General features: G+C 68.6%; 23 protein-coding genes. 10 read left to right on the forward strand and 13 right to left on the reverse strand.

Annotated features, from left to right (window positions below; all coding sequences use genetic code 11):
* Nucleotides 1-71: 71 nt before the first annotated feature.
* From GobsT_RS05165 to GobsT_RS05175, 4 genes are all read left to right on the forward strand, one after another.
* Nucleotides 72-1,223, forward strand: coding sequence for a M20 family metallopeptidase (locus GobsT_RS05165; RefSeq protein WP_010038006.1), 1,152 nt, complete (start codon nucleotides 72-74; stop codon nucleotides 1,221-1,223).
* A gap of 109 nt (nucleotides 1,224-1,332) precedes the next feature.
* Nucleotides 1,333-1,503 (forward strand): hypothetical protein, encoded by a 171-nt coding sequence (locus tag GobsT_RS37475; protein ID WP_157506634.1) that lies wholly within the window; start codon nucleotides 1,333-1,335, stop codon nucleotides 1,501-1,503.
* Nucleotides 1,504-1,760: 257 nt separating this feature from the next.
* Entirely contained in the window at nucleotides 1,761-2,363 is a 603-nt protein-coding gene (locus GobsT_RS05170) for an SMI1/KNR4 family protein (RefSeq protein ID WP_010038010.1), read from the forward strand.
* Between the two features lie 113 nt (nucleotides 2,364-2,476).
* A complete protein-coding gene (locus tag GobsT_RS05175) occupies nucleotides 2,477-2,944 on the forward strand; it encodes a secretin N-terminal domain-containing protein (protein WP_010038012.1) in 468 nt (155 codons plus the stop codon).
* A 147-nt stretch (nucleotides 2,945-3,091) separates the two neighbouring features.
* Here the strand turns inward: GobsT_RS05175 and GobsT_RS05180 are convergent, their stop codons facing one another.
* A complete protein-coding gene (locus GobsT_RS05180) occupies nucleotides 3,092-6,907 on the reverse strand; it encodes a serine/threonine-protein kinase (protein ID WP_010038014.1) in 3,816 nt (1,271 codons plus the stop codon).
* A 355-nt stretch (nucleotides 6,908-7,262) separates the two neighbouring features.
* Here GobsT_RS05180 and GobsT_RS05185 point away from each other — a divergent pair, with 355 nt between their 5' ends.
* The 3 genes from GobsT_RS05185 to GobsT_RS05195 all read left to right on the forward strand — a co-directional run bounded on the left by GobsT_RS05185 (nucleotide 7,263) and on the right by GobsT_RS05195 (nucleotide 9,720).
* A complete protein-coding gene (locus tag GobsT_RS05185) occupies nucleotides 7,263-7,688 on the forward strand; it encodes a CAP domain-containing protein (protein ID WP_010038017.1) in 426 nt (141 codons plus the stop codon).
* A 30-nt stretch (nucleotides 7,689-7,718) separates the two neighbouring features.
* Nucleotides 7,719-8,399: an SDR family oxidoreductase gene (locus GobsT_RS05190; protein ID WP_010038018.1), complete on the forward strand. Its 681-nt coding sequence runs from the start codon at nucleotides 7,719-7,721 to the stop codon at nucleotides 8,397-8,399.
* A gap of 145 nt (nucleotides 8,400-8,544) precedes the next feature.
* A complete protein-coding gene (locus tag GobsT_RS05195; protein WP_010038020.1) occupies nucleotides 8,545-9,720 on the forward strand; it encodes a hypothetical protein in 1,176 nt (391 codons plus the stop codon).
* Nucleotides 9,721-9,876: 156 nt separating this feature from the next.
* On the opposite strand, the gene GobsT_RS05200 is transcribed toward GobsT_RS05195, so the two are convergent.
* From GobsT_RS05200 to GobsT_RS05220, 5 genes are all read right to left on the reverse strand, one after another.
* Entirely contained in the window at nucleotides 9,877-10,428 is a 552-nt protein-coding gene (locus tag GobsT_RS05200; protein WP_010038022.1) for a peroxiredoxin family protein, read from the reverse strand.
* Nucleotides 10,429-10,638: 210 nt separating this feature from the next.
* Nucleotides 10,639-12,240 (reverse strand): DedA family protein, encoded by a 1,602-nt coding sequence (locus GobsT_RS05205; protein WP_050790247.1) that lies wholly within the window; start codon nucleotides 12,238-12,240, stop codon nucleotides 10,639-10,641.
* Nucleotides 12,237-12,983 (reverse strand): NRDE family protein, encoded by a 747-nt coding sequence (locus tag GobsT_RS05210; RefSeq protein WP_010038026.1) that lies wholly within the window; start codon nucleotides 12,981-12,983, stop codon nucleotides 12,237-12,239. The genes GobsT_RS05205 and GobsT_RS05210 overlap by 4 nt, the downstream gene beginning before the upstream one ends.
* Nucleotides 12,971-13,531, reverse strand: a complete 561-nt coding sequence (locus tag GobsT_RS05215; protein WP_010038029.1) for a DinB family protein — start codon at nucleotides 13,529-13,531, stop codon at nucleotides 12,971-12,973. The genes GobsT_RS05210 and GobsT_RS05215 overlap by 13 nt, the downstream gene beginning before the upstream one ends.
* A gap of 61 nt (nucleotides 13,532-13,592) precedes the next feature.
* Nucleotides 13,593-14,051, reverse strand: a complete 459-nt coding sequence (locus tag GobsT_RS05220; RefSeq protein WP_010038032.1) for a hypothetical protein — start codon at nucleotides 14,049-14,051, stop codon at nucleotides 13,593-13,595.
* 85 nt (nucleotides 14,052-14,136) lie between these two features.
* On the opposite strand from GobsT_RS05220, the gene GobsT_RS40785 reads away from it, so the two are divergent.
* Both GobsT_RS40785 and GobsT_RS05230 read left to right on the forward strand, forming a co-directional pair.
* Nucleotides 14,137-16,008, forward strand: coding sequence for a sigma-54-dependent Fis family transcriptional regulator (locus GobsT_RS40785; protein WP_033198112.1), 1,872 nt, complete (start codon nucleotides 14,137-14,139; stop codon nucleotides 16,006-16,008).
* Nucleotides 16,009-16,212: 204 nt separating this feature from the next.
* Complete coding sequence (locus GobsT_RS05230) at nucleotides 16,213-16,767, forward strand: RNA polymerase sigma factor (protein WP_010038035.1); 555 nt, start codon at nucleotides 16,213-16,215, stop codon at nucleotides 16,765-16,767.
* Nucleotides 16,768-17,058: 291 nt separating this feature from the next.
* On the opposite strand, the gene GobsT_RS05235 is transcribed toward GobsT_RS05230, so the two are convergent.
* Together GobsT_RS05235 and GobsT_RS05240 are read right to left on the reverse strand one after the other, a co-directional pair.
* Nucleotides 17,059-18,339 carry a tyrosine-type recombinase/integrase gene (locus GobsT_RS05235; protein WP_010038037.1) on the reverse strand — a complete coding sequence of 427 codons (1,281 nt, stop codon included), beginning with the start codon at nucleotides 18,337-18,339 and terminating at the stop codon, nucleotides 17,059-17,061.
* A 145-nt stretch (nucleotides 18,340-18,484) separates the two neighbouring features.
* Nucleotides 18,485-18,796: a transposase gene (locus GobsT_RS05240; RefSeq protein ID WP_010038039.1), complete on the reverse strand. Its 312-nt coding sequence runs from the start codon at nucleotides 18,794-18,796 to the stop codon at nucleotides 18,485-18,487.
* Between the two features lie 1,225 nt (nucleotides 18,797-20,021).
* Between GobsT_RS05240 and GobsT_RS05245 the strand changes: the two genes are divergently transcribed.
* Nucleotides 20,022-21,245, forward strand: coding sequence for a hypothetical protein (locus GobsT_RS05245; protein ID WP_148087607.1), 1,224 nt, complete (start codon nucleotides 20,022-20,024; stop codon nucleotides 21,243-21,245).
* Nucleotides 21,246-21,464: 219 nt separating this feature from the next.
* Here GobsT_RS05245 and moeB read toward each other — a convergent pair whose 3' ends face one another.
* The 5 genes from moeB to plsX form a co-directional block, all read right to left on the reverse strand.
* The gene (gene moeB / locus GobsT_RS05250) at nucleotides 21,465-22,652 is read right to left on the reverse strand and encodes a molybdopterin-synthase adenylyltransferase MoeB (RefSeq protein WP_010053405.1); all 1,188 of its coding nucleotides are present in this window, start codon (nucleotides 22,650-22,652) and stop codon (nucleotides 21,465-21,467) included.
* Between the two features lie 168 nt (nucleotides 22,653-22,820).
* On the reverse strand, nucleotides 22,821-24,113 hold the full coding sequence (gene fabF, locus GobsT_RS05255; RefSeq protein ID WP_033199090.1) for a beta-ketoacyl-ACP synthase II: 1,293 nt from the start codon (nucleotides 24,111-24,113) through the stop codon (nucleotides 22,821-22,823).
* Entirely contained in the window at nucleotides 24,110-24,355 is a 246-nt protein-coding gene (gene acpP, locus GobsT_RS05260; RefSeq protein ID WP_029601117.1) for an acyl carrier protein, read from the reverse strand. Before acpP ends, fabF begins: the two co-directional genes overlap by 4 nt.
* 302 nt (nucleotides 24,356-24,657) lie before the next feature.
* The gene (gene fabD / locus GobsT_RS05265; RefSeq protein ID WP_010045162.1) at nucleotides 24,658-25,566 is read right to left on the reverse strand and encodes an ACP S-malonyltransferase; all 909 of its coding nucleotides are present in this window, start codon (nucleotides 25,564-25,566) and stop codon (nucleotides 24,658-24,660) included.
* A gap of 117 nt (nucleotides 25,567-25,683) precedes the next feature.
* On the reverse strand, nucleotides 25,684-26,691 hold the full coding sequence (gene plsX / locus GobsT_RS05270; RefSeq protein WP_010045161.1) for a phosphate acyltransferase PlsX: 1,008 nt from the start codon (nucleotides 26,689-26,691) through the stop codon (nucleotides 25,684-25,686).
* Between the last annotated feature and the right edge of the window lies 1 nt (nucleotide 26,692).

Here is a 26,692-nt window from a genome sequence, read left to right on the forward strand (position 1 = left end):
GGAGGGGCCGGGCGCCGGCCCGCGCCGGCGGGCAGTGGCACGCGGGCCGCGTTTGTGCTTCAATAGCCCCCATGTTGCCACTCCAAGACCTACTCGCGGAACTGGTCCGCCGGCCGTCCGTCAACCCGATGGGCCGCACCGACATCGACCCCGCCGTGACCCACGAGGCGCGCGTGACGGCGCTGATCGAGCACGAGTTCCGCAACCTCGGGTGCCCGTTCCGGCGCCAGCCCGTCGCCCCGGGCCGCGACAACATCGTCGCGACGTACGAGCCGCCGGCCCCGGCCCCGTTCCACGTCATGTTCGAGGCCCACCAGGACACCGTCCCGGTGGACGGGATGACCGTCGAGCCGTTCGGCGCGCGGGTCGAGGGCGGGCGCATGTACGGCCGCGGGGCGTGCGACGTGAAGGCCGGGGCGGCGGTCATGCTGACGGCCTTCGCGCGGCTGGTGCGCGAGCGGCCCGCCGGCTCCGCGCGGGTCACGCTCGCGTTCACCGTGGACGAGGAGCACAGCGGCCTCGGGGTGCAGGCCCTGGTGGACGCCGGGCCGCGGCCCGATTACGCGATCGTGGCCGAGCCCACGCGGCTCGACATCGTCAACGCGCACAAGGGCGTCGTGCGGTGGACGCTCGAAACGGCCGGCACGGCGGTCCACAGCTCGCGCCCCGACCTGGGGGTGAACGCGGTGTACCGCATGGCCCGGCTGCTCCGCGGCGTCGAGGAGTACGCCCAGCAGCTCCAGGGCCTTCCGCCGGACCCGCTGCTGGGGCCGCGGACAATCGCCGTCGGGCGGGTCGGCGGCGGGGTGTCGCCCAACACCGTGCCCGACTTCTGCCGCGCCGACGTGGACCGCCGGCTGCTGCCGGGCGAGACCCCGGAGGGCGCCGGTGCGGCACTCGAAGCCTTCCTGAAGGCGTTCCCGGGTGTGGACTTCCCGTTCGCCCTCGTGCGCAACTCGGCGGGGTGCCTGCCGCTCGGCCCGGTGCTGTCCGGCGACCTCGTGAAGCGGTTCGGCGCAACCATCGACGCCGTGACCGGCGGGCACGAGGTGCGCGGCGTCCCGTTCGGCACCGACGCCGCGACCATCGCCGCCGCGGGCGTCCCGGCGGTCATCTTCGGCCCGGGCGACATCGCTCAGGCCCACACGAAGGACGAGTGGATCGATTTGAGCCAGTTGGAACCGGCCGCCGAGATCCTGTTCCGCTTCGCGTGCGGAAAATGACGGCCCGCGGGCCTCGCAGAAGTGCAGAACTCTTTCCGTTTTGCGCCGGCGCGCGCTACATTAGTTCAAACGGTCCGCAATCGCACACACACTCTCACCGGGGAACGTCATGAGCATCGTTCGCATGGGTATGTCCGAAGACAGCAAGTTCGCGGAAGGGTACGACGCGATCTTCGGCAAGAAGACGGCCAAGAAGTCGGCCGCCAAGAAGCCGGCGCCCGCCGCCAAGAAGCCGGCGCCCGCCGCCAAGAAGCCGGCGCCCGCCACCAAGAAGAAGTGAGCCGGGTCGGTGGGGCGACGACTCACCGCTCCCGCTGTTGGCACCACGAATCACCGCCCCGATGGGGCACAAACTCGCGTCCACTTCTGCCGCACAGGGCGCACGCCCTGCGCGACGACAAACGAACCGGACCGCCGCTCTTAACGCCTCTCCGGCGCCCCGGTCCTTCACCTCCGGCGCCCGAGGGGGCGGACCCGTCCTGCGGGCGCCGGAAGCGTATCGGTTCCAATAGCCCCAGTCCAGTGGCGGAGGGCCGGGTGGCAAAGGTGAACGTTGCCGAGTGCTGGTCGCAGATCGAACAGTGGCTGGCCGCGAACGTGCCGGCGGCCGTTCCGATGTTGCCGCCCGGCGCGTCCGCGGCGGCGTTCGCCCGAGCCGAGGAGGTTCTCGGTTACGCGCTCCCACAGGAGGTGAAGGAGTTCCTGGCGATCCACGACGGGAGCGCCAACCTGTGGCTGCACGACCGCGGCGAGTTCATGTCCCTGGACGACATCCTGACCGCCTGGGACCAGGAGTTCGACCTGTGGGGCGACGGCAGCAACGACGAGTGGGCCAACCCACAGGGGCCGATCAAGAAGAAGTGGTTCACACGCAAGTGGCTGCCGATCCTCGACGCCCGGACCGGTGACCACGTTTGCGTCGATCTGGACCCTCCCAAGGGCGGCAAGAGGGGGCAGCTTATCGCCTGGTATCACGACGGCGGTCCGACCGAGGTCCTCGCCCTAAGCTTCGGCGCACTGCTCGCCGGATTCGTGGCGGAGCTGGCGGCCGGGCGGTACACGCCCCGGCTCGATCAGACCGGGCAACCGTACCTGGAGTACGCCGCCGATGCCGAACCCGGCGCGGCGCCGGCCCCGTGATCTGTTTCCCGCTGCGAACTGGCTTGCGGTTGCAGCGCAGCTTTTGCTCGCCGATCAGGTGAGCTTGTTCGTTCGGTCACAGAAAGGTAATCGGGGTTACAAGGAGGTGCCTGATGATAGCAGCCGTCGCTCTCCTGTCGCTGGTCGGCGGTATTGACCCCGGCCCAAAGACGTGGCCACTCCAAGCGGACGTGGCGAAGCCTGTCGTCGTCCCCCTCATTCGTGCCGACGCCGAGAGAGTTGCCGCACGGCTGCGCGCGCGGTTCGGGGTGAAAGTCGTCGCCGATAAGGCGTCGAACACCGTCTTCGTGTGGGCGAACGCCGGGCATGTCGAGAGAGTGAGGGCTCTCCTCGCGGGGCTCGACACGCCTCAGTACAACTACATCGTGTGCTTACAGAGCGCGGACCCGATCACGACGGCAAGGGTCGCGCGTGCGGTGTCGGCGGTTCTCGCATTTCTGCGCGACGAACCGGAGGTGTTCCTGGTCCCGTTGGAGCGAAACCGGACCATCTTCTTCACAGCAACTGACGCTCAGGCCACGTGCGTGAGCTGGTTGGTCCGGCAACTTGATCGCCGTTAATAGGCACGGCCCGCCGAACCCGCCGCGGCGTCAGGAACCGTCACGCGGCATTTGGCCGCGCCGTTGACTGCCTTGTGAGCTATTGATTGTTGTAATTTTCGCTGCGTGGAATCGTCCCTGCCTGCGCCAACAGGCGGGGCAACCTTCTCACTCCGGCTTCGGCTCTTCGGGTAGGGCGGGCAGCACTTTCGGGTCGGCCCCGCCCGTCACCTTGTCGGCGGGGTCGGGGAACACCACGGACTCCACCGCCAGGTCCGCGGGGCGGACCGTGGACAGCTCCTTCAGCCCGGCCGGGGCCGCAGCGAACTTCACCTTGCCCAACCGCACGCCGCGGGCCGACAGGGGCTCACCAACGTTGTTGGCCCAGTCATTCCAGCCCCACTCCTTCACGCTGCCGTCGGCCCCGGCGCGGATCTGCGCCACGACCGCCGCCGGGTCGAAGTTGGCGTAGCGGTTCGGCTTCGCGGGCACCCGCCACGACAGCACCGATTTCCAGTCGGTCGGCTCGACGCCTTCGATCTCGACGAGCGGCCGGCCCGCCCCTGGTACGTCCACGAACAGGCAGTTGTCGGTCTCCACCTCGAGCTTCGTGAGACTCGAACTCCGCATCAGATCGGTCGACTTCCCGCCGCGCAACTCGACCACCGGGCCGCCTGTCAGAGCCGTGACGCGGGTCAGCCGCGCGCTGCTGGTGCCGGTCCCGGTCCCGCCCTCGCCGCCCGCCTGGGCGAGCACCACCGGGCCGTCCAGCGCGGTCAGCGTGTCGGTCAACTCCAGGGTGAGCGGCCGGCTCACCTCGATCCACACGGCCCGGCCCCGGCCGCGGATCACGCAGCGCTCGAACACCACCTTCGGCACCGCCCGCGCCGTCGGCCCCATCTTCATCACCTTTTCGGGGTCCGGCAGGTGTACCGCGGTCGCCTTCGAGTCGTCCTCTTCGGCCAGCGTGAACGCGCACCGGCGGAAGGTGCAGCCCTTTCCGCCGATCACCGCGACCGCGGCCACCGTCTGGCCCTCCTTCGGTGTGAGCCGGAAGGTCAGGTCCTCGAACGTCACCTCGCCGGACTTCAGCTTGAAGAGGCTCTGGTCGCGGTCCATGTCGCCCTGGATCACGAGCACCGGCGCGAACCCCTTCTTGGGTCGGAAGGTGACCCGCAGCTCCCCCCCGTTCGACTTGGTCGCGGTTTTGAGTTCCTCGTTGTCGACCCGTAGGTCGCCGGTGTGCTGGATGAGGATGACGTCGTCCGGGCGGGCCGCCCGCAGCAGCGCCCGCAGGTCGGTGAACTCGCCGGGCCGGAGGTCCTCGGGCTTCGCGTCCGGGTGCCACACCTTTTCGGTCACCTCGGCGGCGGACAGCGGCCGCGCCGGGGGCCAGATCTTGAGGTCCGGGTACGCCCGGTGTCGCCACGCGAGCAGGTCGTGCCGCTCGGCGTCGTTGAACGCCGCCCCGCGCGGCTCGGGGCGCCGCTTGTCGCTGGTGAACAGCGCCGGCTCGGCGCCGAAGCCGAGCTTGAACGCCGACCACGGGCTCGGGCCGGTCGTGAGCGCAGCGGGGTCCGGGTTCGCTTTGTCCCACGGGCGCTCGCGCAGTTCGACTTTCCCTTTGTCCTCGACCGACAGCCCCGTGACCCCGCGGCACTCGTCGAACGAGAGCGTTCGGTCCGCCCCGCGGACCGGGTTCACGGCGTAGAACGCGCTGGCCCGTCCGGCGGGCAGCACCAGTTGCACGCCCCGGAACGTCACCCCGCGCACCCGGATCACGGCACCGCGAACCGGTTGGTCCTCGAACACGCTCGTCGGGAAGAGGGACGGGCCGTACACCGGGGCGAACACGCAGTCCTCGGCCCGGACCGTCAGGTCCCCGGTCGCCTCCGTCGCGGCCCCGCCGGGGTTGAGCATGAACGAGCACCGGTCGAACTGAGCCTCCGACCGGCCGCCCGCTTCGCCCGGGGCGTCGAACTGCACCACGGCGGTGTGCGGCGCGAACCCGCAGTCGGCGGCGGCGGCGGTCGAACCGGCCGGGAGCGTCAGGGCGACCGCGCCGGGGCCGAACAGGCACCGCGCGAGGGACACGCGCGGCGCGCGGCCGTCGGGGCTCCGGGTCACGCTCACGGTACTCGCGCCGCCCGCCTGCCCCGGGAACAGTTCGTCGGGGGCGCCGGGTGCGGACCGGAACACGCACTCGGTCAGCTCGACGCGCTCGGCGTCTTCGAGCCGCAGCCCGGCCCACGCCGCGCGCTCGCTGTCGGCGGGCCACTCGCGTGACGGGGCGGTGCAGACGACCCAGACCCCCCGCACCGTGACCGTTTGTGCTTTGATCGAGAGCGCGCCGGGCGGGAGCATTAACCGGGGCCCCCGCCCCTGTCCGTCGGGCGTGCCGACCAGTTCGAGGCTCGTCCCCTGGAACGCAACCGGCTGTGCCAGTTTCGACAGATCGAAGCTGACCGGCGCGAGAACGACAACGACCTTGTCTGTGGCGGGTGCTGCGAGCCGCTTCTCCAGCTCCTCGACCGTGCGCACCACGCCGCCGGCCTCTGCGGCTGGCGCGAGCACCGGCCCGCCCTTGGTTCCGGCGACCGGTTCCGGCGCCTTTGCGGCGCTCTCCGGGGGGGGCTGGATGCCCGGGGCGCGCCCGGGGTCGGCGGTGGACACCACGAACGCCACGACGGCCGCCGCCACCGCCACCACCGCCAGCACCCACCACGGGCGGATCGTCGGCACCCCGGGCAGCATCTGCTTGTCCGCCGGGACCGCCTGGGCCGCGGGGTCGTTGGCGACCGCGTCCGCGATGTTCAGTTGTTCGGCCAGCCCTTTCAAATGGGCGATCAGCTCGGTCGGGGTCTGGTACCGCGCGCTCGGGTCCTTCATGACCATGCGGGCCAGCACGGCGGCGAGTTCGTCGGGGATCCCGGGGTTCAGCTCGCGCGGGTCGAGGAAGTCGTCCTCCTGGTGCGCCCGGAGCTTCCGCGCCGCGGTGCCCTCGGGTACGGGCGGGCGCCCGGTGAGCGCGTGGTAGAAGGTGCAGCCCAGCGAGTAGATGTCGGACCGCACGTCGGCCCGGCGCGGGTCCAGGGCCTGCTCCGGCGAGATGTAGTCGAACGTGCCGAGCGTCACCCCGGACTGCGTGACGCCCCCGTTGCTCAGCTCGGACCCGAGGTACCGGGCCAGCCCCATGTCCACGATCTTCGCGCGGCCGTCCGGGGTGATGAGGATGTTCGACGGCTTGATGTCGCGGTGGACCACGCCGCGCTCGGCGGCGTGGTTCAGCCCGGCGGCGACCTGGATCATGTACCGGACGCACTCGGCCTTCGGGAGCCGCCCGCGGCGGTCGATGAGCACCCGCAGGTTCTCGCCTTCGACGAACTCGAACGCGATGAAGTGCAGCCCCTGGTCCTCGCCGCAGAAGTACACCCGGGCGATGTTCTCGTGGTCGAGCTTGGCGGCCGAACGCGCCTCCTGCTTGAACCGGGTCACACTCTCGAGGTCGCGGGCGGCCTCCGGGGGCAGGATCTTCAGCGCGACGACGCGCCCGAGTTCGAGGTCGCGGGCCTTCAGCACCGCGGCCATGCCGCCCGCGCCGATGGCCTCGATCAGTTCGAAGTGCCCGAGCCGCCGGCCGGCGACGGACGGCGGCTCGCTGCCGGCGAGCGGCAGCGGGGGGGGCGGGGGCGTGAGCGGCGTCTTGTCCCCGTTCTTGGTGATGATGGTGGGGGCGTCGTCGGTGTTGGCGGCCCCGACCTGCGGCTGCGTGAGGAACTTCGCGATGTCGGACCCGGCGGACCGCGCGCGGACCGAGCTGCCGTTCAGGATCAGGTCGGACAGCGAGTTGTTCGGCTGGTGCGCGGACGTGGACCCGCCGCTGAGCGGAGGCACCTCGGCGCCCGGCCCCCCGGCCGACGGCGGGACCGGCGCGGCGTGGTTCGCCGAGGACGGACGGCCGGGCGGTTCGGTCGGCGTTCCCATTTCGGTTCGCACCCCGTGCGGGCGGCGCCCGCGAGTTCTGTCGGCCGCCTCAAAGAAAGGGCATCGGCGGCACGTAAAACGCTCCCCGTTGTGGGAAGCCGGCATCCTGCGCCGCGCACGAGAACGGGCATCCGGCCCGCGCGTAAAGACGCGATCACTGATTAGTTGCCGTCACTATAGCTCACAGCCACCCGCAGTGTCAATTCGCACAATTCGCGGGAGCCGGGTGAAACAGCCAAGAGCTTCGGGCATTGTGCCACCGCGACGGGGCGACCGCAATGCCGGTGACTGCTCAAAATCGGAGCAAACCATGAGCCGGCTTACTGCTCTTCTGCTCGCCTCTGCGACAGCTCATATGATTGGCGCCGGTGAGAAGAAAGACGACGGAGCGCTGAAACTCACTGCCGAGGAGTCCGCCCTTGTCGAAAAGACCAACGCCGAACGCCACAAGGCGGACCGGAGCCCGCTGAAGCCGAACGCGAAACTGATGAACGCGGCCCGGAAGCACGCCGCCGACATGGCGGCTCAGGACAAGCTCGAACACGTTCTGGACGAGAAAAATCCAACGGACCGCGTTGAGGCGGCGGGCTACAAGCCGCAGTTCGTGGGCGAGAACATCGCGTGGAACGCCAACGACGCGAACGGAGTTGTCGCCAAGTGGATGGACTCGCCCACACACCGCGACAACATTTTGCGCGCCGAGTACACCGAGATCGGGGTCGCGGTGGCGAAGAACAAACGGGGCGAGCCGTACTGGGTGCAGGTGTTCGGCAAGCCGTGAGAGCCGCCATTGTTCATTGGGGAGAGGTGCGTGTCCAAAACGATTGTCATCACCGGGGCGACGCGGGGGCTGGGGCGGGCGCTGGTGGCCGCGTTCGTCGCCGGCGGGCACACGGTTGTCGGGTGCGGGCGCAGCGACGGCCACGTCCGCGCGCTCCGCACCGACTACCCCGGCCCGCATTCGTTCACGCAGGTGGACGTGACCGACGCGAACGCGGTGCTCGACTGGAGCGCGGCCGTGCTGGAGCGGTACGGCCCGCCGGACCTGCTCGTCAACAACGCGGCGCTGATGAACACCCCGGCCCCGCTGTGGGAGGTGCCGCCCGACGAGTTCCGCGCGCTGCTCGCCGTGAACATCGAAGGGGTGTTCAACGTGGTCCGCGCGTTCGTGCCCGCGATGGCCGGGCGCCAGTCGGGCGTGGTCGTGAACCTCTCGAGCGGGTGGGGGCGGAGCACGTCGCCGGAGGTGGCGCCGTACTGTGCCACGAAGTACGCGATCGAGGGGCTGACGCTCGCGCTCGCACAGGAACTGCCGAAGGGGATGGCCGCGGTGCCGCTGAACCCCGGGGTCATCGACACCGACATGCTGCGGCACGCGTGGGCGAGCGGCGCCGCCAGCTACCCCAAACCGGACGCGTGGGCGAAGCGCGCGGCGCCGTTCCTGCTGAACCTCGGCCCGAAGGACAACGGCCGCTCGTTGAGCGTGAGCTGAAGAAGGAAGGGTTAGCCACAAAAAAGCACAAAGGGCACAAAAGAAAACCAGAGCAGAAGAGTTGAATTTGCTCTCTCGCTCTGGTCTTCTTTTTGTGCCTCTTGTGCTTTTTTGCAGCCACTCCTGCCTTAACTCTGGTCTCGCCATGCCTCCCAAGAAAGTCGCGGCGGTCGTCAACGAGTACCGCAAGTGGTCGCACGCGGACGTGATCCTCCGCAACCTCCTCAGCGGCTACCCGGACGGCTCCAGGCCGAACATGCAACTCGTCTCGCTCGTCACCGACCAGGTGCCGAAGAACGACATGAGCCGCGACCTCGCCAAAAAGTATGGGTTCAAGATCTGCGATACGGTCGCGGACGCACTCACCCTCGGCGGGAAGCGGTTGGCGGTCGAGGGCGTGCTGTCGATCGGCGAGCACGGCCATTACCCCACGAACGAGAAGGGGCAACTCCTCTACCCGCGGCGGCGGTTCGTCGAGTCGATTTGCGAGGTGTTCGAGAAAACGAAGTCGTCGGTCCCGGTGTTCAACGACAAGCACCTGGCGGCCACCTGGGACGACGCGAAGTGGATGTACGACCGCGCGCGCAAGCTGTTCGTGCCGTTCCTGGCGGGCTCGTCGATCCCGGTGACCTGGCGCAAGCCGAACGTGGTGCTCCCGAAGGGGTGCGAGTTGGTCGGGGCGGTGCAGATCGGGTATGGGCCGTTCGAGGGCTACGGGTTCCACGCGCTCGAAGGGCTCCAGTGCATGGCCGAGCGCCGGAAAGGGGGCGAAACCGGCGTGACGGCGGTGACGTGCCACACCGGGAAGGCGATGTGGGAGGCGCTCGACGCCCACACCTGGACGAAGCCGCTCCTCGAAGCGGGGCTGAAACGGGCGACCGCGCACGCCCCGGGCGACATGCGCGCCCTCACTGCAAAGGCCGCCGACGCCGGCTCGTTCGAAATCGAGTACCGCGACGGGTTCCGGGCGTTCGTGGTGCTGCCGAACGGCTGGGTCCACGAGAACGAGGGCTCGCCGTTCATCTTCGCCGGCCAGCGGAAGGGGGCGGACAAGCCGGACGTGTGCCAGTTCTACCTCCAGCAGCCCGACCCGTTCGCGCACTTCGCGGAACTCACGAAGGCGATCGACTCGCTCGTCGGCACGGGCCACGCGCCGTACCCCGTGGAGCGCACGCTGCTCACGACCGGCGTCCTCGACGCAGCGATGACGAGCCGGCACGAGAAGGGCAAGCGGATTGAAACCCCGCACCTCACAATCGCCTACACGCCGACCGAGTGGGGGCCGGCGAAGGGCGAGGTCCCGAAGTCCGAGAAGAGGTAAAAATATAATTTTAAAACAAATATGTAAATTTAAATTGTATCAATTATTATTATCCTCCTGTGTCGCGGTATCGGCTCCGCCCTTTGTCCGATTCCGTGCCTGATTTTTGCTTGATGGCCCTCTCTTCTACTGTACTCCGCGGGCGGGCGACTCAACTCACTTCGCCGGAATCGCCTTGAGCACCTCTTCCGTCTTTGCTCGCCCGCCGTGTGTCTTGCTGACGGTTGCGAAGGTCACCTTCCGCTTGGTGCCGACGACGAACGTTGAAGGGTACGCGGTCTCGTTCTTCGCGTTCCAGCGGAGGCCGTAAGCGTTCGTGAACGTGTAATCCGGATCGAGTACGAGGGTGAAGTGCGCCGGGTAGTCCTTCCCCTTTACGAACTCGCCAGCGTGTTCCTTCAGTTTGTCGGCGGGTCCGGGGTACACGAGCACGACCTGAGCGCCGGCTTTCTTGAACTCGTCCGCCTTGCCGATCAGTTCGCCGACCTGCTTGGTACAGAGCGGGCACTGGTAGCCGGGGTAGCCGCGCAGCACCACCAGGACCACAGGCCCGGACGCGGTCAGCTTCGAGAGCTTGACCATCTCTCCGCCCAGCGCCGCCAGCTCGAAGTCCTTGGCCTCGTCGCCCACCTTCGGGGCATCGGCCGCGGACGCGCAGCCGGCAAGAATTGCCAGGGCCGCGATGGCTGCCGTGAAACGCGTCGTCATGATCTCATCTCCTGGTGAGCCGCGGCGCGACACCGCGCCCAAGTTGGATGCCGAGCGAACCGGTCCGGTTACCCCGCCCTTGGCGATCCCGGCAGGTGCCGAACCCGCCCCACACAGGCCACGCGCCGGGGCCGGCTCCAATCAGCGCCTGTGACCGCACCCATGATGCCTTCCGGCTCCGCTACGGGCGCGTTCCTGGTGCGCCACGGGTTAGTCCGCGAGCGGGTCGAGTCGGCGGTCGCGGTAGTGGGCGCGCAACAAGCCGAAAAGCTCCCGCACGCGAACCGGCGTGTGCCCGCGGGCGCGGTTCGCGGCGCCCACCCGGAACACCAGCGCCCACTGCGCGAACAGCGTCCGGTACGCCCGCCACAGGGGCCACGCCGGGTCGTACAGGTTGGTCGATTCGGAGGTCGCGCCGTTCAGCTCCACGACCGCGAACCCGCGGCCGGCGCGGAACTCCGCCGGGTCGGCGTACCGCACGTCGAACCGGCCGACGAAGAACCCGTCGAAGTGCTTCGCGAGCGCGTCGAACGCGGCCTCCAGTTCCGGCGTGACCAGGTGTGCGCCGTCGCGGAACAGTGTACCCTGACAGTGATTCCCAGCCAGCCCCAGCGCGAACGGTTCGCCCGCGCCGAGCACGCGGCCGGCGTCGGCGGGGTGGCGGGACACGAAGACCGCCGCCTGCATCCGGTACCGCGGGTGCACCCAGATCAGTTCTTCGAGTGTGCTTCGGCCGTCGCCGGTGACGGCGGGAAACACCTTGTCCGTGACCGAGAAGATGCGCCCGCGCGCTTCACCCGGGACGCGCGCGTAGAAGACGCCCGCCTCGAACGGTCCGGCGTGGAACGGCTGCGCGATCACCGGGCCGGGGTTCGCGAGCAGGTACTTCTCCACGTCGGCGGGGTCGTGAACCCTTTTCACCCCCGCCCCGCGCTGCCCTGCGTCCGGCTTCAGAACCAGCGGGAAGCCCCATCCACGCTCCGAAAGCGATTCGCGGAGCAACCGCAGACGGGCGCCGTGTTCACCGGCCGGAACCAGTAGCGTGGGGATGATCCACTCGTTGGGCAACTTCGCGAGGATGTCCGATTTCGATTCGCCCACCACCCCGCCGGCCGGGATACCGGGGTTCGCGGCCGTCCACACGGTGAAGCTGCGATACCGCAGGCTCAGCAGCGCGTACCACGGCACGAGGGGCAGGTAGAACGCCCACGCCGGCCAGAACTCCCAACGCCACAGCTTCGCCACCGCCGCCGCGACCTTCAGGCGACCGGTGCGGGTGAAGAATCGCGGCCCGGTGCGCGGTGCGACGAAAGCACCGACCGCCACCGAGAGAACCGCCCAGCGGGGCACCGCGGCGCCGAAGAACGCGACCGACAGCACCACCAGTGGCACCCACACCAGTGCGGCGACGAACGCCCACAGCAGGAACCGCACGCCGCCCCGTCGCGCGATCCCGGCCGCGAGCAGGAGCGGCACACGGGTGCCCGGCAGGAAGCGTGATGCGAACGCGGTCCTCCCGCCGTGCCGGCCGAGCCAGTGGGAGAACGCCGCGAGCCGCGATTCCGGCAGCCGACGCTTCACCCACCCGCGCCCACCCGCGGCACAGCCGATCAGCCACACGCCCGTGTCGCCGAGCGCGATGCCCGCAAAGCACGCGGCCACCGCCGGGAACCACTCGACCCGCCCGGCCGCGACCAGGAGGCCGGCCCCCAGGCACGTCAGGTCTTCCGAAACGAACGTCGCGACGACCAGCGCCGCGAACAGGGCCGGGCCGGAGAGCATCGCGGCATCGAGGAGCGTCGCAGAGGTCACGCGGCACCGGCGGCAAGGGGAAGGCGGGTCGTGGTGACGGCGGCCGGTTGGTCGGGCGCGCCGGCGCGGTACGTGAAGCGCGCGTCCGCCTCGCGAACGCCGAGGACCGCGTAGCTCACAGTGCGGGCGTCGGCGCGGCTCATGTTCACGCTCAGGTGCTCGCGCCCCGGCCAGCGGTGGCGGTGGAACGCGTACTGCGCCTCTTCCCACGTTTCCGGCCCGCCCGCGAACATCTCCGCGAACCGCTCCCGCCGCACGCCCTCGACCAGATGATCGCCCAGCCCGGACGACGTGAACATCTGCGGCGAGTGGCCCACCAGCCGCGACATCACCATCGGTTCGCGACCGTCCCACCGCACGTCCGCGACAACGCCTTGACCGACCAGTACAAGGCGAAAGGGCGCGAAGGCGCGGTAGTCCAGCCGCGCGCACGCGGCCAGCGCGGCGGAAGGCGACTCGGATTCGAGCAGCGCGGGGACGACCGCGCCGCGGGAGCGCGCGGGCCGGAGAGGGAGCCGAACACGCTCGGGCGGGTTGACGTTCAGCACCGCAAGCGCGAGACCGGCGTCGTTGACGGCCAGCCACGTTCCGCCGGAAACCGGGTCGGTCGGCAGCGCCGCGGCGCGGGTGCCGAACTGGCACACGCGCGGGGGCAGCCCGGCGGGGCGCGTCCGCGACTCGTCGCGGTTGAACGCGACCTGCACCGCGCCCGACGGGAGGGGAACGACGGTCAGCGTACACACGTGCGGCCCGTCCTGTGCGCGAGGGTGGAGGGGGCGTAGCCGAAGTCGGCGGGCGCGTCGGCCCCGAGCAACTTCACCATCACCCGGATCAGCGCGTTGTGGTGAACGGTGTGACTGACGACGAACGCCAGCTCGCGCTCCGGGCTGGTGAGCGTGAGGACCGGCGGCAGGTCCGGGCTGACCAACGATTCGAGGATTACCACGTGCGGCAATTCGTCCCACGTGAACGCGAGCAGTTCGTCTCCGAGACACCGAACCGCTTCGAGCGCGGCGCGGCGGTTCCGCTCCACGTCGGTGCCGCGGTCGCGGTGGTCGTAGCTGAGTCGGCCGGTCGGGAGCCCGCGGAGGAGCGCCGCGATGTGGTCGAGGTTGTGTCGGACGTGACCGCCGATGCTGCTCTCCACGACCCCGACCGGCGTTCGCGCGTACTCGTCGTCGGTGAGCGTTTCGATCAGGTCGGACAGCTGGCGCAGCAGCCCGGCCAAGGGGCGGACGGCCACCGGTTCGCGCCCGCATGACGGTTCGGCGGTGCAAACGGACAGGGACATCGGGTCGGCTCCGAACGGGTGGATCAGTTGGTACGGGTGTGATGCCGGGCGGCGCCGTTGGTTACACCGCGGCCCGCCCCACGAACGGCAGGTCGCGCCACCGGAACGCCAGTACCACCAGCGCGCACAGCGACACGACTAGCGCGAGCCCGAACAACAACCCGCCGTCGCTCTCGCCCGTGTCGGGGTTCTTTACCGCGATCCCGATCATGGTCAGGTGAGTCACGAGCGCACCGCCCATCAGCCCCAGCGCCAGCACCGCGCCGACCGCGGCCGTTCGCGGGATCAGGATCAGTACGACGCAAACCAGTTCCATCAGGCCGACCAGGGTCGCCGCCGGGCGGCCCCCGAGCGGGCCGAAGATGTGCCGCGTCTCCGGGGCGTAGGTGAACTTGAAGTACAGCGTCTGCGCCAGAATCACGGCGGCCAGGACTTGCGCCGACCACGACAGGGGCGCGGCGTACTGAAACCACGTACCGGCCCGGGCAGGGGCCACGGTTCGCGGGCGGTCGGTCGTCATCGTCAACTCCGGGTGAGGGCTCTCGCGGCGCGCCGCGGATGCTGGTACGATGCCGGCACACCCGTTCCGGTTACACCGAGTCGCGATGCCCGAACTCAACCAACCCGCGGACCGCGAGGAAGTGGCCGCGCTCCGCGCCATTGTCGAGGGCACCGCCCGGCACACCGGCGAAGAGTTTTTTCGCTCGCTCGTGCGGAACCTGAGCGCGGCGACCGGCGTCCCGAACGCCTTCGTGGCCGAGTTCGCCGAGCAGCGGACCCGCATCCGGTCGCTCGCGTTTTGGCAGGACGGGGCGTTCCTCCCGCCCGACGAATGGGAACTGGCCGGCACGCCGTGCGAGGACGTGCTCGCGGGGAGCTTCTGCCACCACCCGACCGGCGTGTCGGAGAAATTTCCGAAGGACGCGGGCGTCGAGAGCTACCTCGGGGTGCCCCTCCGCGACGCGAGCGGGGCGGTACTCGGCCACCTCGCGGTGTTCGACGCCCGCCCGATGCCCCCCGAGCCGCGGCTGCTCTACACGTTCCAGATCTTCGCCGCCCGTGCCGCCGCGGAACTCGACCGGCTGCGCATGGACCGGATGCTCCGCGACAGCGAAGAGCGCTTCCGGGATTTGTTCGAGGAGGCCCCGGTCGCCTACGTTCACGAGGACATGGAGTCGCGCTTCATCCGCGCCAACCGGACCGCCCTGCGCGTCCTGGGCCTGAAGCCGGAAGAAGCGGTCGGCACCGTCGGCATGTCGCTGGTGCCCGACACGCCCGACGCCCAGCGGCTGGTAAAAGAAGCCTTCGCCTCCATCGGCCGCGGCACCGATACGGGCGGCGTGGTGCTCGAGCTCCGCCGCAAGGACGACGGGCGCCCGATCTGGATTCAGTGGTGGTCGCGGCCCGACCGCGGGGGCCAGTTCACCCGCACCGTGTTCATCGACGTCACCGAGCGCGTGCTGATGGAGCGGGAGCAGGCGCGGCTCCAGCAACAGAACGTCTACCTCCAGGAAGAGCTCAAGGCGGCACACAACTTCGACGAGATCGTCGGCCAAAGTCCGGCGCTCGTGTCGGTGTTGCAGCGCGTGTCGAAGGTGGCCGGCACCGATTCGACGGTCCTCATCACCGGCGAAACCGGCACCGGCAAGGAACTGGTCGCGCGGGCGGTCCACTCCGCCAGCCCCCGGAAGGCGAAGCCGCTCATCAAGCTGAACTGCGCCGCGCTGCCGACGCACCTCGTCGAGAGCGAGTTGTTCGGGCACGAGAAGGGGGCGTTCACCGGGGCCGTCGCGCGCAAGCCGGGACGGTTCGAGCTGGCCGACGGCGGCACGCTGTTCCTCGACGAGGTCGGTGAGTTGTCGCTGGAGGCCCAGGCGAAGCTGCTCCGCGTACTCCAGGAGCGCGAGTTCGAGCGCGTCGGCGGAACGGCACCGGTGAAGGTGGACGTGCGGGTGATCGCGGCGACCAACCGCGACCTCGCCCAACTGGTCAAGGAGGGGGCGTTCCGCGCCGACCTCTTGTACCGGCTCAACGTCTTCCCGGTGCGCCTGCCGGCGCTGCGCGAGCGCCCCGGCGACATCCCGCTCCTGGTGCGGTTCTTCGTAACCAAGTTCGCGGGGCGGCTCGGCAAGCGGATCGAGCGGGTGAGCGGGGACACGCTGGACGCGCTGGTCGGCTACGACTGGCCGGGCAACATCCGCGAACTGGAGAACGTCATCGAGCGCGCGGCGATCCTGTCCGACGGCCCGGAGCTGGTCATCGACCCGGACGTGCTGCCGGTCACGCGGGGGGGCGCCGCGCCCGCCGGGGCCGGCGGCCAGAGCCTCGTCGCGGTCGAGGCGGACCACATTCGCAGCGTCCTCGCGCAAACCGGCTGGGTGATCGAGGGGCCGAACGGGGCCGCGACGGTGCTCGGCCTGCACCCAAACACGCTCCGCAGCCGGATGAAGAAGCTCGGCATCCTGCGGCCGTCGTAGCGGTCCGCCCACGGCCCGTCGTGGCGCCCACGAAATGTCGTGGGCGGCGGGCGCCTCCGCCCGACGTTGCCCCCCGCCGCTCCAAACAATTCCGCGTCGCGATCGCCTTGTAAATCCAGCACTTCGGTCGTGCCGTGTGCGATTCCCGACGCCGCGGCACGCCCCTCGCTTTGGCTCCCGTCACTCACCCGACAGGAGCCCGCGATGTTTCTCTCCGACGAAGTCGATTTGGTCGCCCGTTTGCGAGCCGGCGACGGCACCGCTTACGAGCACCTGGTCCGCACCCACGGCGGCGCGATGACGTCCGTCGCGCGGCGGTTCTTCGGCGACACCGACGAGGCGTCCGAAGCCGTTCAGGATGCGCTCGTGTCGGCGTTCCGGGCGATGCCCGCGTTCGAGGGCGCGTCGAAGCTCGGCACCTGGCTGCACCGCATCACCGTGAATGCGTCTCTGCTCAAGCTCCGCGCCCGCAAGCGGTCGCGCCTGGTGCCGCTGGAGGACGATTCCCCAACGACCGGCGCGAGTGCGTGCGACACCGTGCTGTCCCAGGCGGAAACGTGCGCGCGCGTGCGGGAGGGCGTGGAGCAGCTCCCGGAGGCGTACCGCACCGTGATCCGGCTCCGCGACCTCGAAGGGCTGAGTACCGAGGAAACGGCCGTGCAGCTCGGCACGAACTGCGGCGCGGTGAAGACCCGGCTGCACCGCGCCCGGCAGGCCCTCAAGACGATTCTCGAGCCGCAGTTCGCCAACGCGGTGTGATCGCTTTCATTTGCGGAGTTGAATGGTGCCGCCGAACCGGGGCTCCCTCGTCACGGGTGGCAGTACGAAACGCGTCGGGTCCGTCGTCGCCGATGCACGCGCCCGCCGCGGGTACGCGCTCGCCGTTCACGACCACACGTCTGCCGCGAAAGCCGAAGTGACCGCCGCCGCGCTCTGCGAACGCGATGCCGAGACGAGGGCGCTTCAGGCCGACATGATCACGGGTGCACGCCGGGATCGGCGGACGACCCGTCGTTGTTGGCACCGTAACAGTAACGTATGGCAATCTAACTACTGGCTCTGCTGAGAATTGCTGGGTCTTTGAGCGGAAGGGCAGGGATTCGAACCCTGGAACACCTTTCGGTGTTGCCGGTTTTCAAGACCGCAAGCCGGTTCCGCGATCGCCTTGTTTTTCAAGCGTTCGGTGTCGTCAGTTTCGCTGCTTGCATCCTGCTTGCATCCAATCGCGTCGAACACCGCGACGGCGGCACGCTTCTCTCCGTGTGCGAGGTGCCCGTAGCGGTCGGCGGTCAGTGTGATGGTGCTGTGCCGCGCGAGCGCCTGCGCGACCTTCAGGTTCGTGCCGCCCCGGATCAGGCGCGAGATGTAGCTGTGCCGCAAGCTGTGGAAGTCCGCGAAAAGTCCGTCTTTGACGTAGGGCACGCCCGCGGCGTGCAAATCGGCCTTCAGGAACTTGCCCGCGCCTTTGTGCTTCGCCCAGGTGCCCGGCCAGCAGAGATTGCCCGCGGGCTTGCCCTTCAGCCACTCAACCAAAAGTGGAACGACCACAGGGGGGAGGGGTTGAACCGCGGGATCGCCGTTCTTGGTGAACTCGCCCGGAACAGTCACTTCTGCGTGCGCGAGGTCGAACGACGAGGGCTTCAGCGAACCGAGTTCGGCCGATCGCAGCCCGGTGAACACGGCAACGCGGTACAACATCGCTCGATCGGTCGCGGAGAGCTTGGAGCGGGTAATGCCCTCCTCTTCTGTGGTCGCGATCAGCGATTGTAACTCTTCGGCAGTAAGCTCGCGCCGGTCGTGCTTGCGGTCCTTCCGCACGTCCCACGGTTCCAGGTCTTGGAACGGGTTCTCGGTCAGGATCTTCCGGCGGATGAGGAACCGCGCGAACTGCTTCAGCGCGGAGAGGTAGAAGTTGCGGGTCTGGTAACTGGCGAACTGCTCGGAGTCCTCTCGGACCTTCAACCCGCCGATGAACGTGTAAGCGGCTTCGCCTTTCAGGTCGCGTGCGCGGTCGAAACTGCACCCGGCCGTCACGCGCGTGACTCGCGCTTTGAGCAACTCGATCTGTTCAGCGGAAGTGCCCTTCACGCGGAGCGCTTCGGCCCACTCGCCCACGAGAGCCGAGAGGCTCTTGCGCCGGTCGTCGTCCTTGCTCATCACGACGACGCCGAGCGTGCCAGCGGCCTTCTTGTCGAGCAACTGCGCGGCCATTTCCTCAGCGATCTTCTTATTTGGCGACAACGGCACATGCTTTTTATCGATCGAGATGTACCACTTCTTCGACTGCGATTGCTTGCCCTTGCGGGTCCAGGTCTTCTTGAAGAGGTTCATTCCGCTCGTCCTCAACGCTTGTGATTGGTGACAGTACCACATTCGGGAGGTAGGGAGGTAAGGGAGGTATCTCCAGCTTTACTCCCCATTCCTCCCTACCTCTGGGCTCCTTTTTTTGGCTCATGTGGCGTCAGAGGTGATTGGTTCATGTGGCGTTAGAGGTGATTCCCATCAGTATTCGGAGGGTATCGGGGATCGTCTCCTTCAAGTTGTACGCCCACTGGAACACCGCCACGTACTGACTCAGGTAGTGCTTGCTCACGCCGCGGAACGGCCGCAGGAATGTTCGTAAGGCGGCCCACAGCCCCTCGAGGGTGTTGTCGTGCACCTCTCGGATCCCGTCCCCGCCGTCGCCCCGGGGCCACTCCCGCTGGCCCGGGGAGTGGTTCACCGTCGCATGCCTCCGATTCTTCTCGGGTAGCCGGTTGTACCCGCTCCACTCGTCGGTACACATCATCGCCACGACTTCCGTCTATTGTATTAATAATCTCTCAAGCTTCTTATAATACAGTGATTGGCCACCTCCAGAGCGATTGTTCGCGTGTCCCGGCTGACGACTCCGACCACCGGCGGCCAGTCGTTGCCGAAGGTCCCGCGGCCCCGTCGCTTGTTCGCCCGGCGCCGCGGCGGGTCATCCGGATCGGGATGCGGAATCCCTTTTTCCCCGCGTTCTGGAACATCTCGTCGGCCTCGGTGGCGCGGCCGGGGACCGGCCCGGTGCGCCCGCGGCCAAGCCTTGGAGTTTGTGTCGCACGGCCAGCAGTTGTTTACGGTCGCACCGAGTTCGCGAGCCAATTGGGCGGTCGGGGTGCCCTGACAAATGCCCCGCAGGAGGAGCACCAACTGAGTCGGCGAGCGGCGCGTCTTCTGAAACCGGGGTGCCGGTGTACGCGTTGAATACCGCCCCGCAGTGCCGGCACCGATAATCGAGCACCGGGGCGCGGTGCCGGTCGTGAACGGATACCGCATCCGTCTGTCGACACAGGGGGCAGCCGAGCCCATCGGGGTGGAACGTCTCGACGAGGAACTGGTAGCACCCGCTCGGGTCCATCAGGTCGGTGATCGGGAAATCCATCCGCGAGCCTCCGGGCCACATCTCATCCACGGGTCACAGTCGGATTGACGACCGGAACGGGCGATACCGCCGTTCACCTCTTACGCCACATGAGCCGACAGGTTTTGGACTTCGAGTCAAAAGTCGTCAGGTCAGCAAGTAATAAAGTCACAAGCCATCATTATCACTGGATTTGCGACCTTACGACTTTCGACGATCGGACTTTTGCCCCGGAGCCCTTAAGTGTTCGGCGCGGCGGCCGCGCCGAACACTTGGCACACGCGCATTCGCGCCCAAGTGCAGACTCTTTAACCGGTTCCGGTGCGGTACGGGGATGCCCTTGTCGTGTGTCGGCTCCAAAGGTGCTTCCCCGGGCCGTCCCGTGAGCGGGGGCGGGTTCTCATTTTCATTAAAGGTAGTCTTGTTCGTGTTGCACGCCGACGCGGTTCTGGGTCTACTCACCGCCAAACCCGGGCACCCGGTGCGCCGGGCGGCGATGGTGGAAGCAGAGAAGATGCGGGCACTCGCTCCGAGTCGGGGCGGCACTGAACCGATGCGGCACGCGGCCCCGAGGTGCGCTGTTGCTCAGGCTCCGTTCTGCGATCCGAGGTCCGCAAGAGGAGTAACCATGTCACGGATGATCTTCGGTGTGGCGCTGGGCTTCGGTCTGGTCGTCGCGATCGGGTGCGGGTCGAGCCCGGCGCCCACGCAACCGGCCGCCGCGCCCCAAGAGCCCGAGCCGAAGAAAGGACAGGAGCCGGCCCCGGCGGCGCAGGTTGAAGCGCCGAAAGCCGAGGTTCCGAAGACGGACTCCCCGAAGCCGGGGGCGGCTCAGGTGGCGTGGGAACTCGACCCCGCGAAGCACGCGATCCCCAACGCGCCGGTGCGCGGGCGCGTCGCGGGAGCCGACGTGACGCCCGGGGTACTCGTCACCGCCGAGGAGGTCATCTTCCGCACCCCCGCGGACACGATGCAACCGCTCGAGCGGTCGGTAACGCTCCGGCTCGCGCCGCGGGTCCCGGGCCAGCCCACGCCGCCGCCGATCACGGGGCGGAGCTGGAAAGTGGACCCGAAGGACGCCGGGCCGGAGGTGTGGGTGGAGGTGAAGGGGCAGCCCATCCTCTCGCAGCCGAACGGCTACGCGCTAACGCTCGACCTCGGGGCACGCAAGAACGGCAAGGTGACCGGCAAGGTGTACGTGTCGCTGCCGGACAAGGACCAGACGGTACTGGCCGGCACGTTCGACGCGGAGTATTTCCGGCTCGCGGAGGAGCCCCCGGGCGCCGACGACGCCCCGTTCATTGTCGGCGAGGTCGCGGTGATGGGGGCCGCGCCGGGTACGCCGGTGCGGTGCGCGTGCGCCGCGTTCCTGCCGAACAACAGTTCGGTGTTCTTCCCGGAGTCGCAGGTCGAGTTCAAGGGCGCGCCGGTGAAGTTCGAGCACACCCGGATCGAGCCGGGGCGGTACCTGATCGCCGCGGCGACCGCGGGCGGCCCGGTGGTGTGGAAGTGGCTCAACGTGCCCGCCAACGGGATGCTGACCGAGCGCCTGACGCTCGACGTCACCAAAACCGGCGGCCTGGAAGTGACCGCCGCCGCGGACGCGAAGGGCACGGTGATGCTGGCGCCGGCCGACGACGCGAGCGCCGAGCCGCTGCTCCCGGAACTGTTCAAGGGCTTCGCCGTGATGACGGCCCGCGCGAACGCCGACATCGTGGCGGGCAAAGCCCTGGTGAAGAACCTCGGGCCTGGGCGCTACGAAGTTCGCCTCGGCGACGAACGCCGGATCGTGGAAGTGGTCGCGGGCAAGACCGTCGAAGTGAACATGGTTCCCGCCCCGCCGAAGAAATGACGCCGGCCCCGGGCGGTTAGCCGGCGCTTGTCGAACCGCCTGCGTCAGCAGGCGGGTGGCGCGCTCCGCAGGCCCTCAGGGTTGCGCGACACTTTGACGAGCCGCGACGGTCAGGGAGCGGAATACGTTACCCGCTCCCTGGCCGTCGCGGCTCGTTCCGACACGTTACAAACATCTCCGGCCGCGTGCTGGACACTGCACCCACGCCGCCCACAGCAATCAGTACCGCGGCATCCCCGGATCGACCTTGTCGGCCCAGCCCAGGATGCCGCCGGTCAGGTTCACGAGTTTCGTGTAGCCTTGCGCCTTCAGGAAGTCGATCGCCTTCTGGCTCCGCATCCCGCTCTTGCAGTGGACGATCACCTCGCGGTCCTGCGGCACCTCGGCCAGCCGCGACGGCAGTTCCGGGAGCGGGACGAGCACCGTTCCGGGGATGCGGCAGATCTGGAACTCGTTCGGGTTCCGCACGTCGAGGACGAACAGGTTCTCGCCCGCGTCGATCCGCTTCTTGAGCTGCTCCGGCGTGATGTCGCTGCCGCCGAGCGCGGGCTGTGCGGCGGTGGCGCCGCCCCGCACGCCGCAGAACTCTTCGTAATCGATCAGCCCCTTGATCGTGGGGTGCGGGGCGCCGACGGCCCACTTGGGGTCGCGCCGGATCTTGTACGTCTTGAACGTCATGTTGAGGGCGTCGTAGTGCAACAGACGCCCGATGAGCGGTTCGCCGATCCCCAGGATCAGCTTGATGGTTTCCGTCGCCTGGATGCAGCCGATCACGCCCGGCAGAATCCCCAGCACGCCGCCCTCGGCGCAACTCGGCACCTCGCCCGGGGGCGGCGGCTCGGGGTACAGGCACCGGTAGCACGGGCCGACGCGCGGGTCGAACACCGTCGCCTGCCCGTCGAACCGGAAGATGCTCCCGTACACGTTCGGCTTGTTGAGCAGCACGCAGGCGTCGTTCACCAGGTAGCGGGTCGGGAAGTTGTCGGTCCCGTCCACCACGATGTCGTAGTGCTTCACGATGTCGAGCGCGTTCTTCGAGGTGAACTGCGTCTCCCAGAGGTCGAGTTGTACCTCCGGGTTCACGTCGCGCAGCCGGTCGGCGGCGGACTGGCACTTCGAGCGCCCCACATCCGCGGTGCCGTGGATGATTTGCCGCTGGAGGTTCGAGGTGTCCACCACGTCGAAATCGACCAGCCCGAGCGTGCCGACCCCGGCCGCGGCGAGGTACAGCGCCAGCGGCGAGCCGAGCCCGCCGGTGCCGATGACGAGCACCTTCGCGGCCTTGAGCTTCCGCTGCCCGTCCAGCCCGACCTCGGGCATAATCACGTGCCGCGAGTACCGGGCGAACTCGGGCTGCGTGAGGGACACGTCGGCCCAGCGGCCGCTAAGCAGATCGGGAAGCGGCATTGAAGGTTCTCCGAAAGCAGTAAGTAAAAGCAGATTGGCCACAAAAAAGCACAAAGGGCACAAAAGGAAACCAAGGCAGAAGAGTGAGTTCAAACACTTCTTCTGCCTTGGTTTCCTTTTGTGCCCTTTGTGCTTTTTTGTGGCCAATCTGTCTTCGCGGCCCACCCACTAAATCGCGCCGAACGCGAGCGAGCAGTTGTGGCCGCCGAACCCGAAGCTGTTCGACAGTACCTTGCGCACACGGGCCTCGCGGGCCGTGTTGGGGATGTAGTCCAGGTCGCACCCCGCCTCGACATCCTGGTTCTTCAGGTTGATCGTCGGGTGCAGCACGCCGTGCTTGATGCTCAGCGCGCAGGCGACCGCTTCCACGCCGCCGCTGGCGCCGAGCAGGTGGCCGATCATGCTCTTGGTGCTCGACACCATGAGCTTCTTGGCGTGCTCGCCGAACACGAGCTTCACGGCCTTCGTTTCGGCCACGTCCCCCAGGCCGGTGCTGGTGCCGTGCGCGTTGATGTAATCAACGTCGGCCAGGTTCCAGCCGGCGTCCTTCACCGCCTCCCGCATCGCCTCCGCGGCGCCGATGCCGTCTTCGTGCGGGGCGGTGATGTGGAACGCGTCCGCGGTGTTGCCCGAGCCGCACACCTCGGCGTAGATCGTGGCGTTACGGGCCTTCGCCCGCTCGTACTCTTCGAGGACGAGGATGCCGGCGCCTTCGCTCAGCACGAAGCCGTCGCGGTCCTTGTCCCAGGGCCGGCTCGCGGCCTTCGGGTCGTCGTTCCGCTGGGACAGCGCGCGGCACGCGATGAACCCGCCCAGCCCGAGCGGCGTCACCGCCGCCTCGCTGCCGCCGGAGACCATCACGTCGGCGAGCCCGCTGCGGATCGCGGCCACCGAGTCGGCGATGGCGTGCGCCGCGGACGAACACGCGGTCGAAACGGTCGTGTTCGGGCCGCGCAGCCCGAACCGGATGGAAATGTTGCCGCTGGCCGAGTTCGCGATCATCTTCGCGATGAGGAACGGCCCGAGCCGGTCGGGGCCGCGCTCCATGAGCGTGCGGTGCCCGTCCTCCCACTCGGCCATGCCGCCGATCCCGCTGCCGAGGATGCACCCGCAGCGGAACGGGTTCTCTTTGGCGAAGTCGAGCCCGCTCTCCTTCACCGCCTCGTGCGCGGCGACCACCGCGAACTGGGTGAACCGGTCGAGCCGGCGCGCCGAGCGGGTGTCGATGACGGGTTCGGGGGTGAAGCCCTTCACCTCGCCGGCGAACGTGACCTTGAACGGCACGTCCGTGCCGCTCACCAGCTTGAACGCGGCGGTGTCGAAGAGGGTGATCGGCGCGATGCCGCTCTGCCCGGCGAGAAGGCCCCGCCAGTAGTCCGGCACGTTCAGCGCGAGGGGGTTCACCGTGCCCAGCCCGGTAACCACCACCCGACGGCGGGTCGCGGGAAAGGAAGAAGTCACTGTGGCTTGTTCTTGATTGCGGTGTCGATGTAGTCCACGGCTTCGCCGACGGTCTTGATCTTCTCGGCCTGGTCGTCCGGGATCTGGATGTCGAACTCTTCTTCCAGCTCCATGACGAACTCGACGATGTCGAGCGAGTCGGCGCCGATCTCTTCGATGAACGTGGTGTTGCGGGTGATCTTTTCTTTGTCGTAGGCGAAGTGCTCGCTCACGATGTCGATGACTCGTTGCTCAACGGACACGGTTCGTTCCTCCGGGCGGTGGTGGAGCCACCGCGACACCCACAGCCCGGCCAACTCCGACCGGCCCGCAGCAGCATCTCGCTTGTTGTATTGCGCCGGCGCGGCCCACGCGCCACGGGTCAGCGTTTCCCGGGCGCCAGCACTGCGACTGGCGATCGAAACTCTACTGAGGCGGCCCACAAAAGAAAAGGCCGCCCGCGCTCACGAGCAAGTGAAAAGGCAAAAGGAGAAAGGGAAAACAGTGCAAGAAGCGCCTCGCGCCGTGTCCCGCCTTCGTTGCTTTTTTCCTGTTCACTCCGCGGTTACGCCGCAACGTTTCGGATATCGGCTTTTCGGTGCAACCGCTTGAGGAGACCGGCGAGGACCCGCCCCGGCCCGATCTCGTAGAACCGCTCCACGCCTTCGGCCAGCAGCCCGCGCATGGTCTCTTCCCAGCGCACCGGCGACAGCACCTGCTTGACCAGCAGCCCGCGGATCTCGGCGGGGTCGGCGTGCGGCCGGGCGTCGACGTTCGACCACACCGGCACCTGGGGCGCCCCCAGGTTGGCCCCCGCGAGCGCCGCGGCGAGTTTCTCGTCCGCGGGCCTCATGAGGTGCGTGTGGAACGCGCCCGCGACGGCCAGCCGGACGGTGCGGATGCCGCCCTTCTGGACGCACAACTGTTCGAACCGGTCGAGCGCGGCCAGCGCGCCGGAAATCACCGTGTTGCCCGGGCAGAGCAGGTTCGCGACCTCGAGCGTGTCGGCGCCGCGGGCCTCGCTCACGAGCGCCTCGACCTCCGGCACCTCCATCCCCAGCACGGAAATCATGCCGGACGGGGTGGCGACGGCGGCGTCCTGCATCGCGCGGCCGCGAGCCTGCACGAGCCGCACGCCGTCCTCGAACGAGAGGGCGCCCGCGAAGGCGAGTGCGGTGTACTCGCCGAGGCTCAGCCCCGCGGTCGCGTGCACGCCGCCGAACGCGTCGGGCTCGGTCGCGCGGAGCTGCTCCAGGGCCGCCAGGCTCGCCACGAAGATCGCGGGCTGGCTCACGTCGGTCGCGTTGAGCTTCTCGGCCGGGCCGCCGACGCACACGTCGAGCAGGTCGTACCCGAGGATCTCGGACGCGCGGCGGAACAGGTCGCGCGCCGCCGGGAGCGACTGGCACAGCGCCCCGGCCATGCCGACCGTCTGCGCGCCTTGACCGGGAAACAGAAAGGCCGTGCGTGGCATGGGGAAACTCGCTCTCCGGCCGCGCCCGTTGGAATCAGTGACTGCTCATATCGGGGCGGCCGCACCACCAGAAACAAAAATAGGCGGAACGGCCGAAACGCGCTCCGCCATCAGGACTCACTCGTCGCCCTTGGGCAGCGCGGCGAGTTCGGCGACGATCTTCTCGTTCAGCTTCACCCGGACGTTGAGCGCCGCGACGCCCAGGGCGCTCGCGATGGCCTTGTCCTTGGACGAGCCGTGGCAGATGATGCAGACGCCCTCGACCCCCAGCAGCGGGGCGCCGCCGACCGCGCTGTAGTGGTACTTCGCCAGCAGCGTCTTCAGCGCCAGCGCCGCCTGATCGCGTTCGGCGGACAGCGTGCCGATGACCTCGTGGCTGATGAGCCCGACGACGAACTCCAGCACGCCCTCGCTGAGCTTCAGCACGACGTTGCCGGTGAACCCGTCGGTCACCACCACGTCGACCGCGCCGCGGTGGATGTCGCGGCCCTCAATGTTCCCGACGAACCGCTCGCTCAGCGGGCTGTTGCGGAACAGCTCGTAAGTCTTTTGGACGAGCTCGTGGCCCTTGCCCTCTTCCTCGCCCACGTTCATCAGACCGAGGGAGGGCTTCTCGATGTTCAGCACGTGCTTCGCGAAGACGCTCCCCATCGCCCCGTACTGGAGCAGGTGGCGCGGCTTCGGGAACACGTTGGCGCCGACGTCCATGATGACGCAGCGGCCCTTGGCCGTCGGCATCACGGTGGCGATCCCGGGCTTGTGGACCCCGGGCAGGAAGCGGCGCGACAGCACCCCGCCGGCGACGACCGCCCCGGTGTTGCCGGCCGACACCAGCCCGTCCACGTTGCCTTCGGCGAGGAGCTTCCAGGCGCGGAACACGCTGGCGTCCGGCTTGCGGCGCAGCGCCTCCGCGGGCTTCTCCTTCATCTCGACCACTTGCGCGGCGTGAACGACCTCGACCCTACCCGCCGGCAATGGAGACGCCGCGAGCAGCGGGTCGAGCTGCCCTTGGTCGCCCACCAGAACGACGGTGAGGTCGGGGTTCGAGGCGAGCGCCAGAGCGGCGCCCCCCACGTTCGGAGCCGGGCCGTGATCGCCGCCCATCGCGTCGAGGGCGATCCGCATG

This window comes from Gemmata obscuriglobus (assembly GCF_008065095.1).
GTDB lineage: Bacteria > Planctomycetota > Planctomycetia > Gemmatales > Gemmataceae > Gemmata > Gemmata obscuriglobus.

Bases quoted from the DNA above. Each gene is read 5' to 3' on its own strand.
- GobsT_RS05165 (WP_010038006.1), top strand. From the start codon at position 72: ATGTTGCCACTCCAAGACCTACTCGCGGAACTGGTCCGCCGGCCGTCC.
- GobsT_RS37475 (WP_157506634.1), top strand. From the start codon at position 1,333: ATGAGCATCGTTCGCATGGGTATGTCCGAAGACAGCAAGTTCGCGGAA.
- GobsT_RS05175 (WP_010038012.1), top strand. From the start codon at position 2,477: ATGATAGCAGCCGTCGCTCTCCTGTCGCTGGTCGGCGGTATTGACCCC.
- GobsT_RS05180 (WP_010038014.1), bottom strand. From the start codon at position 6,907: ATGGGAACGCCGACCGAACCGCCCGGCCGTCCGTCCTCGGCGAACCAC.
- GobsT_RS05185 (WP_010038017.1), top strand. From the start codon at position 7,263: ATGATTGGCGCCGGTGAGAAGAAAGACGACGGAGCGCTGAAACTCACT.
- GobsT_RS05195 (WP_010038020.1), top strand. From the start codon at position 8,545: ATGCCTCCCAAGAAAGTCGCGGCGGTCGTCAACGAGTACCGCAAGTGG.
- GobsT_RS05200 (WP_010038022.1), bottom strand. From the start codon at position 10,428: ATGACGACGCGTTTCACGGCAGCCATCGCGGCCCTGGCAATTCTTGCC.
- GobsT_RS05215 (WP_010038029.1), bottom strand. From the start codon at position 13,531: ATGTCCCTGTCCGTTTGCACCGCCGAACCGTCATGCGGGCGCGAACCG.
- GobsT_RS05220 (WP_010038032.1), bottom strand. From the start codon at position 14,051: ATGACGACCGACCGCCCGCGAACCGTGGCCCCTGCCCGGGCCGGTACG.
- GobsT_RS40785 (WP_033198112.1), top strand. From the start codon at position 14,137: ATGCCCGAACTCAACCAACCCGCGGACCGCGAGGAAGTGGCCGCGCTC.
- GobsT_RS05230 (WP_010038035.1), top strand. From the start codon at position 16,213: ATGTTTCTCTCCGACGAAGTCGATTTGGTCGCCCGTTTGCGAGCCGGC.
- GobsT_RS05235 (WP_010038037.1), bottom strand. From the start codon at position 18,339: ATGAACCTCTTCAAGAAGACCTGGACCCGCAAGGGCAAGCAATCGCAG.
- GobsT_RS05240 (WP_010038039.1), bottom strand. From the start codon at position 18,796: ATGATGTGTACCGACGAGTGGAGCGGGTACAACCGGCTACCCGAGAAG.
- GobsT_RS05245 (WP_148087607.1), top strand. From the start codon at position 20,022: ATGTCACGGATGATCTTCGGTGTGGCGCTGGGCTTCGGTCTGGTCGTC.
- moeB (WP_010053405.1), bottom strand. From the start codon at position 22,652: ATGCCGCTTCCCGATCTGCTTAGCGGCCGCTGGGCCGACGTGTCCCTC.
- fabD (WP_010045162.1), bottom strand. From the start codon at position 25,566: ATGCCACGCACGGCCTTTCTGTTTCCCGGTCAAGGCGCGCAGACGGTC.
- plsX (WP_010045161.1), bottom strand. From the start codon at position 26,691: ATGCGGATCGCCCTCGACGCGATGGGCGGCGATCACGGCCCGGCTCCG.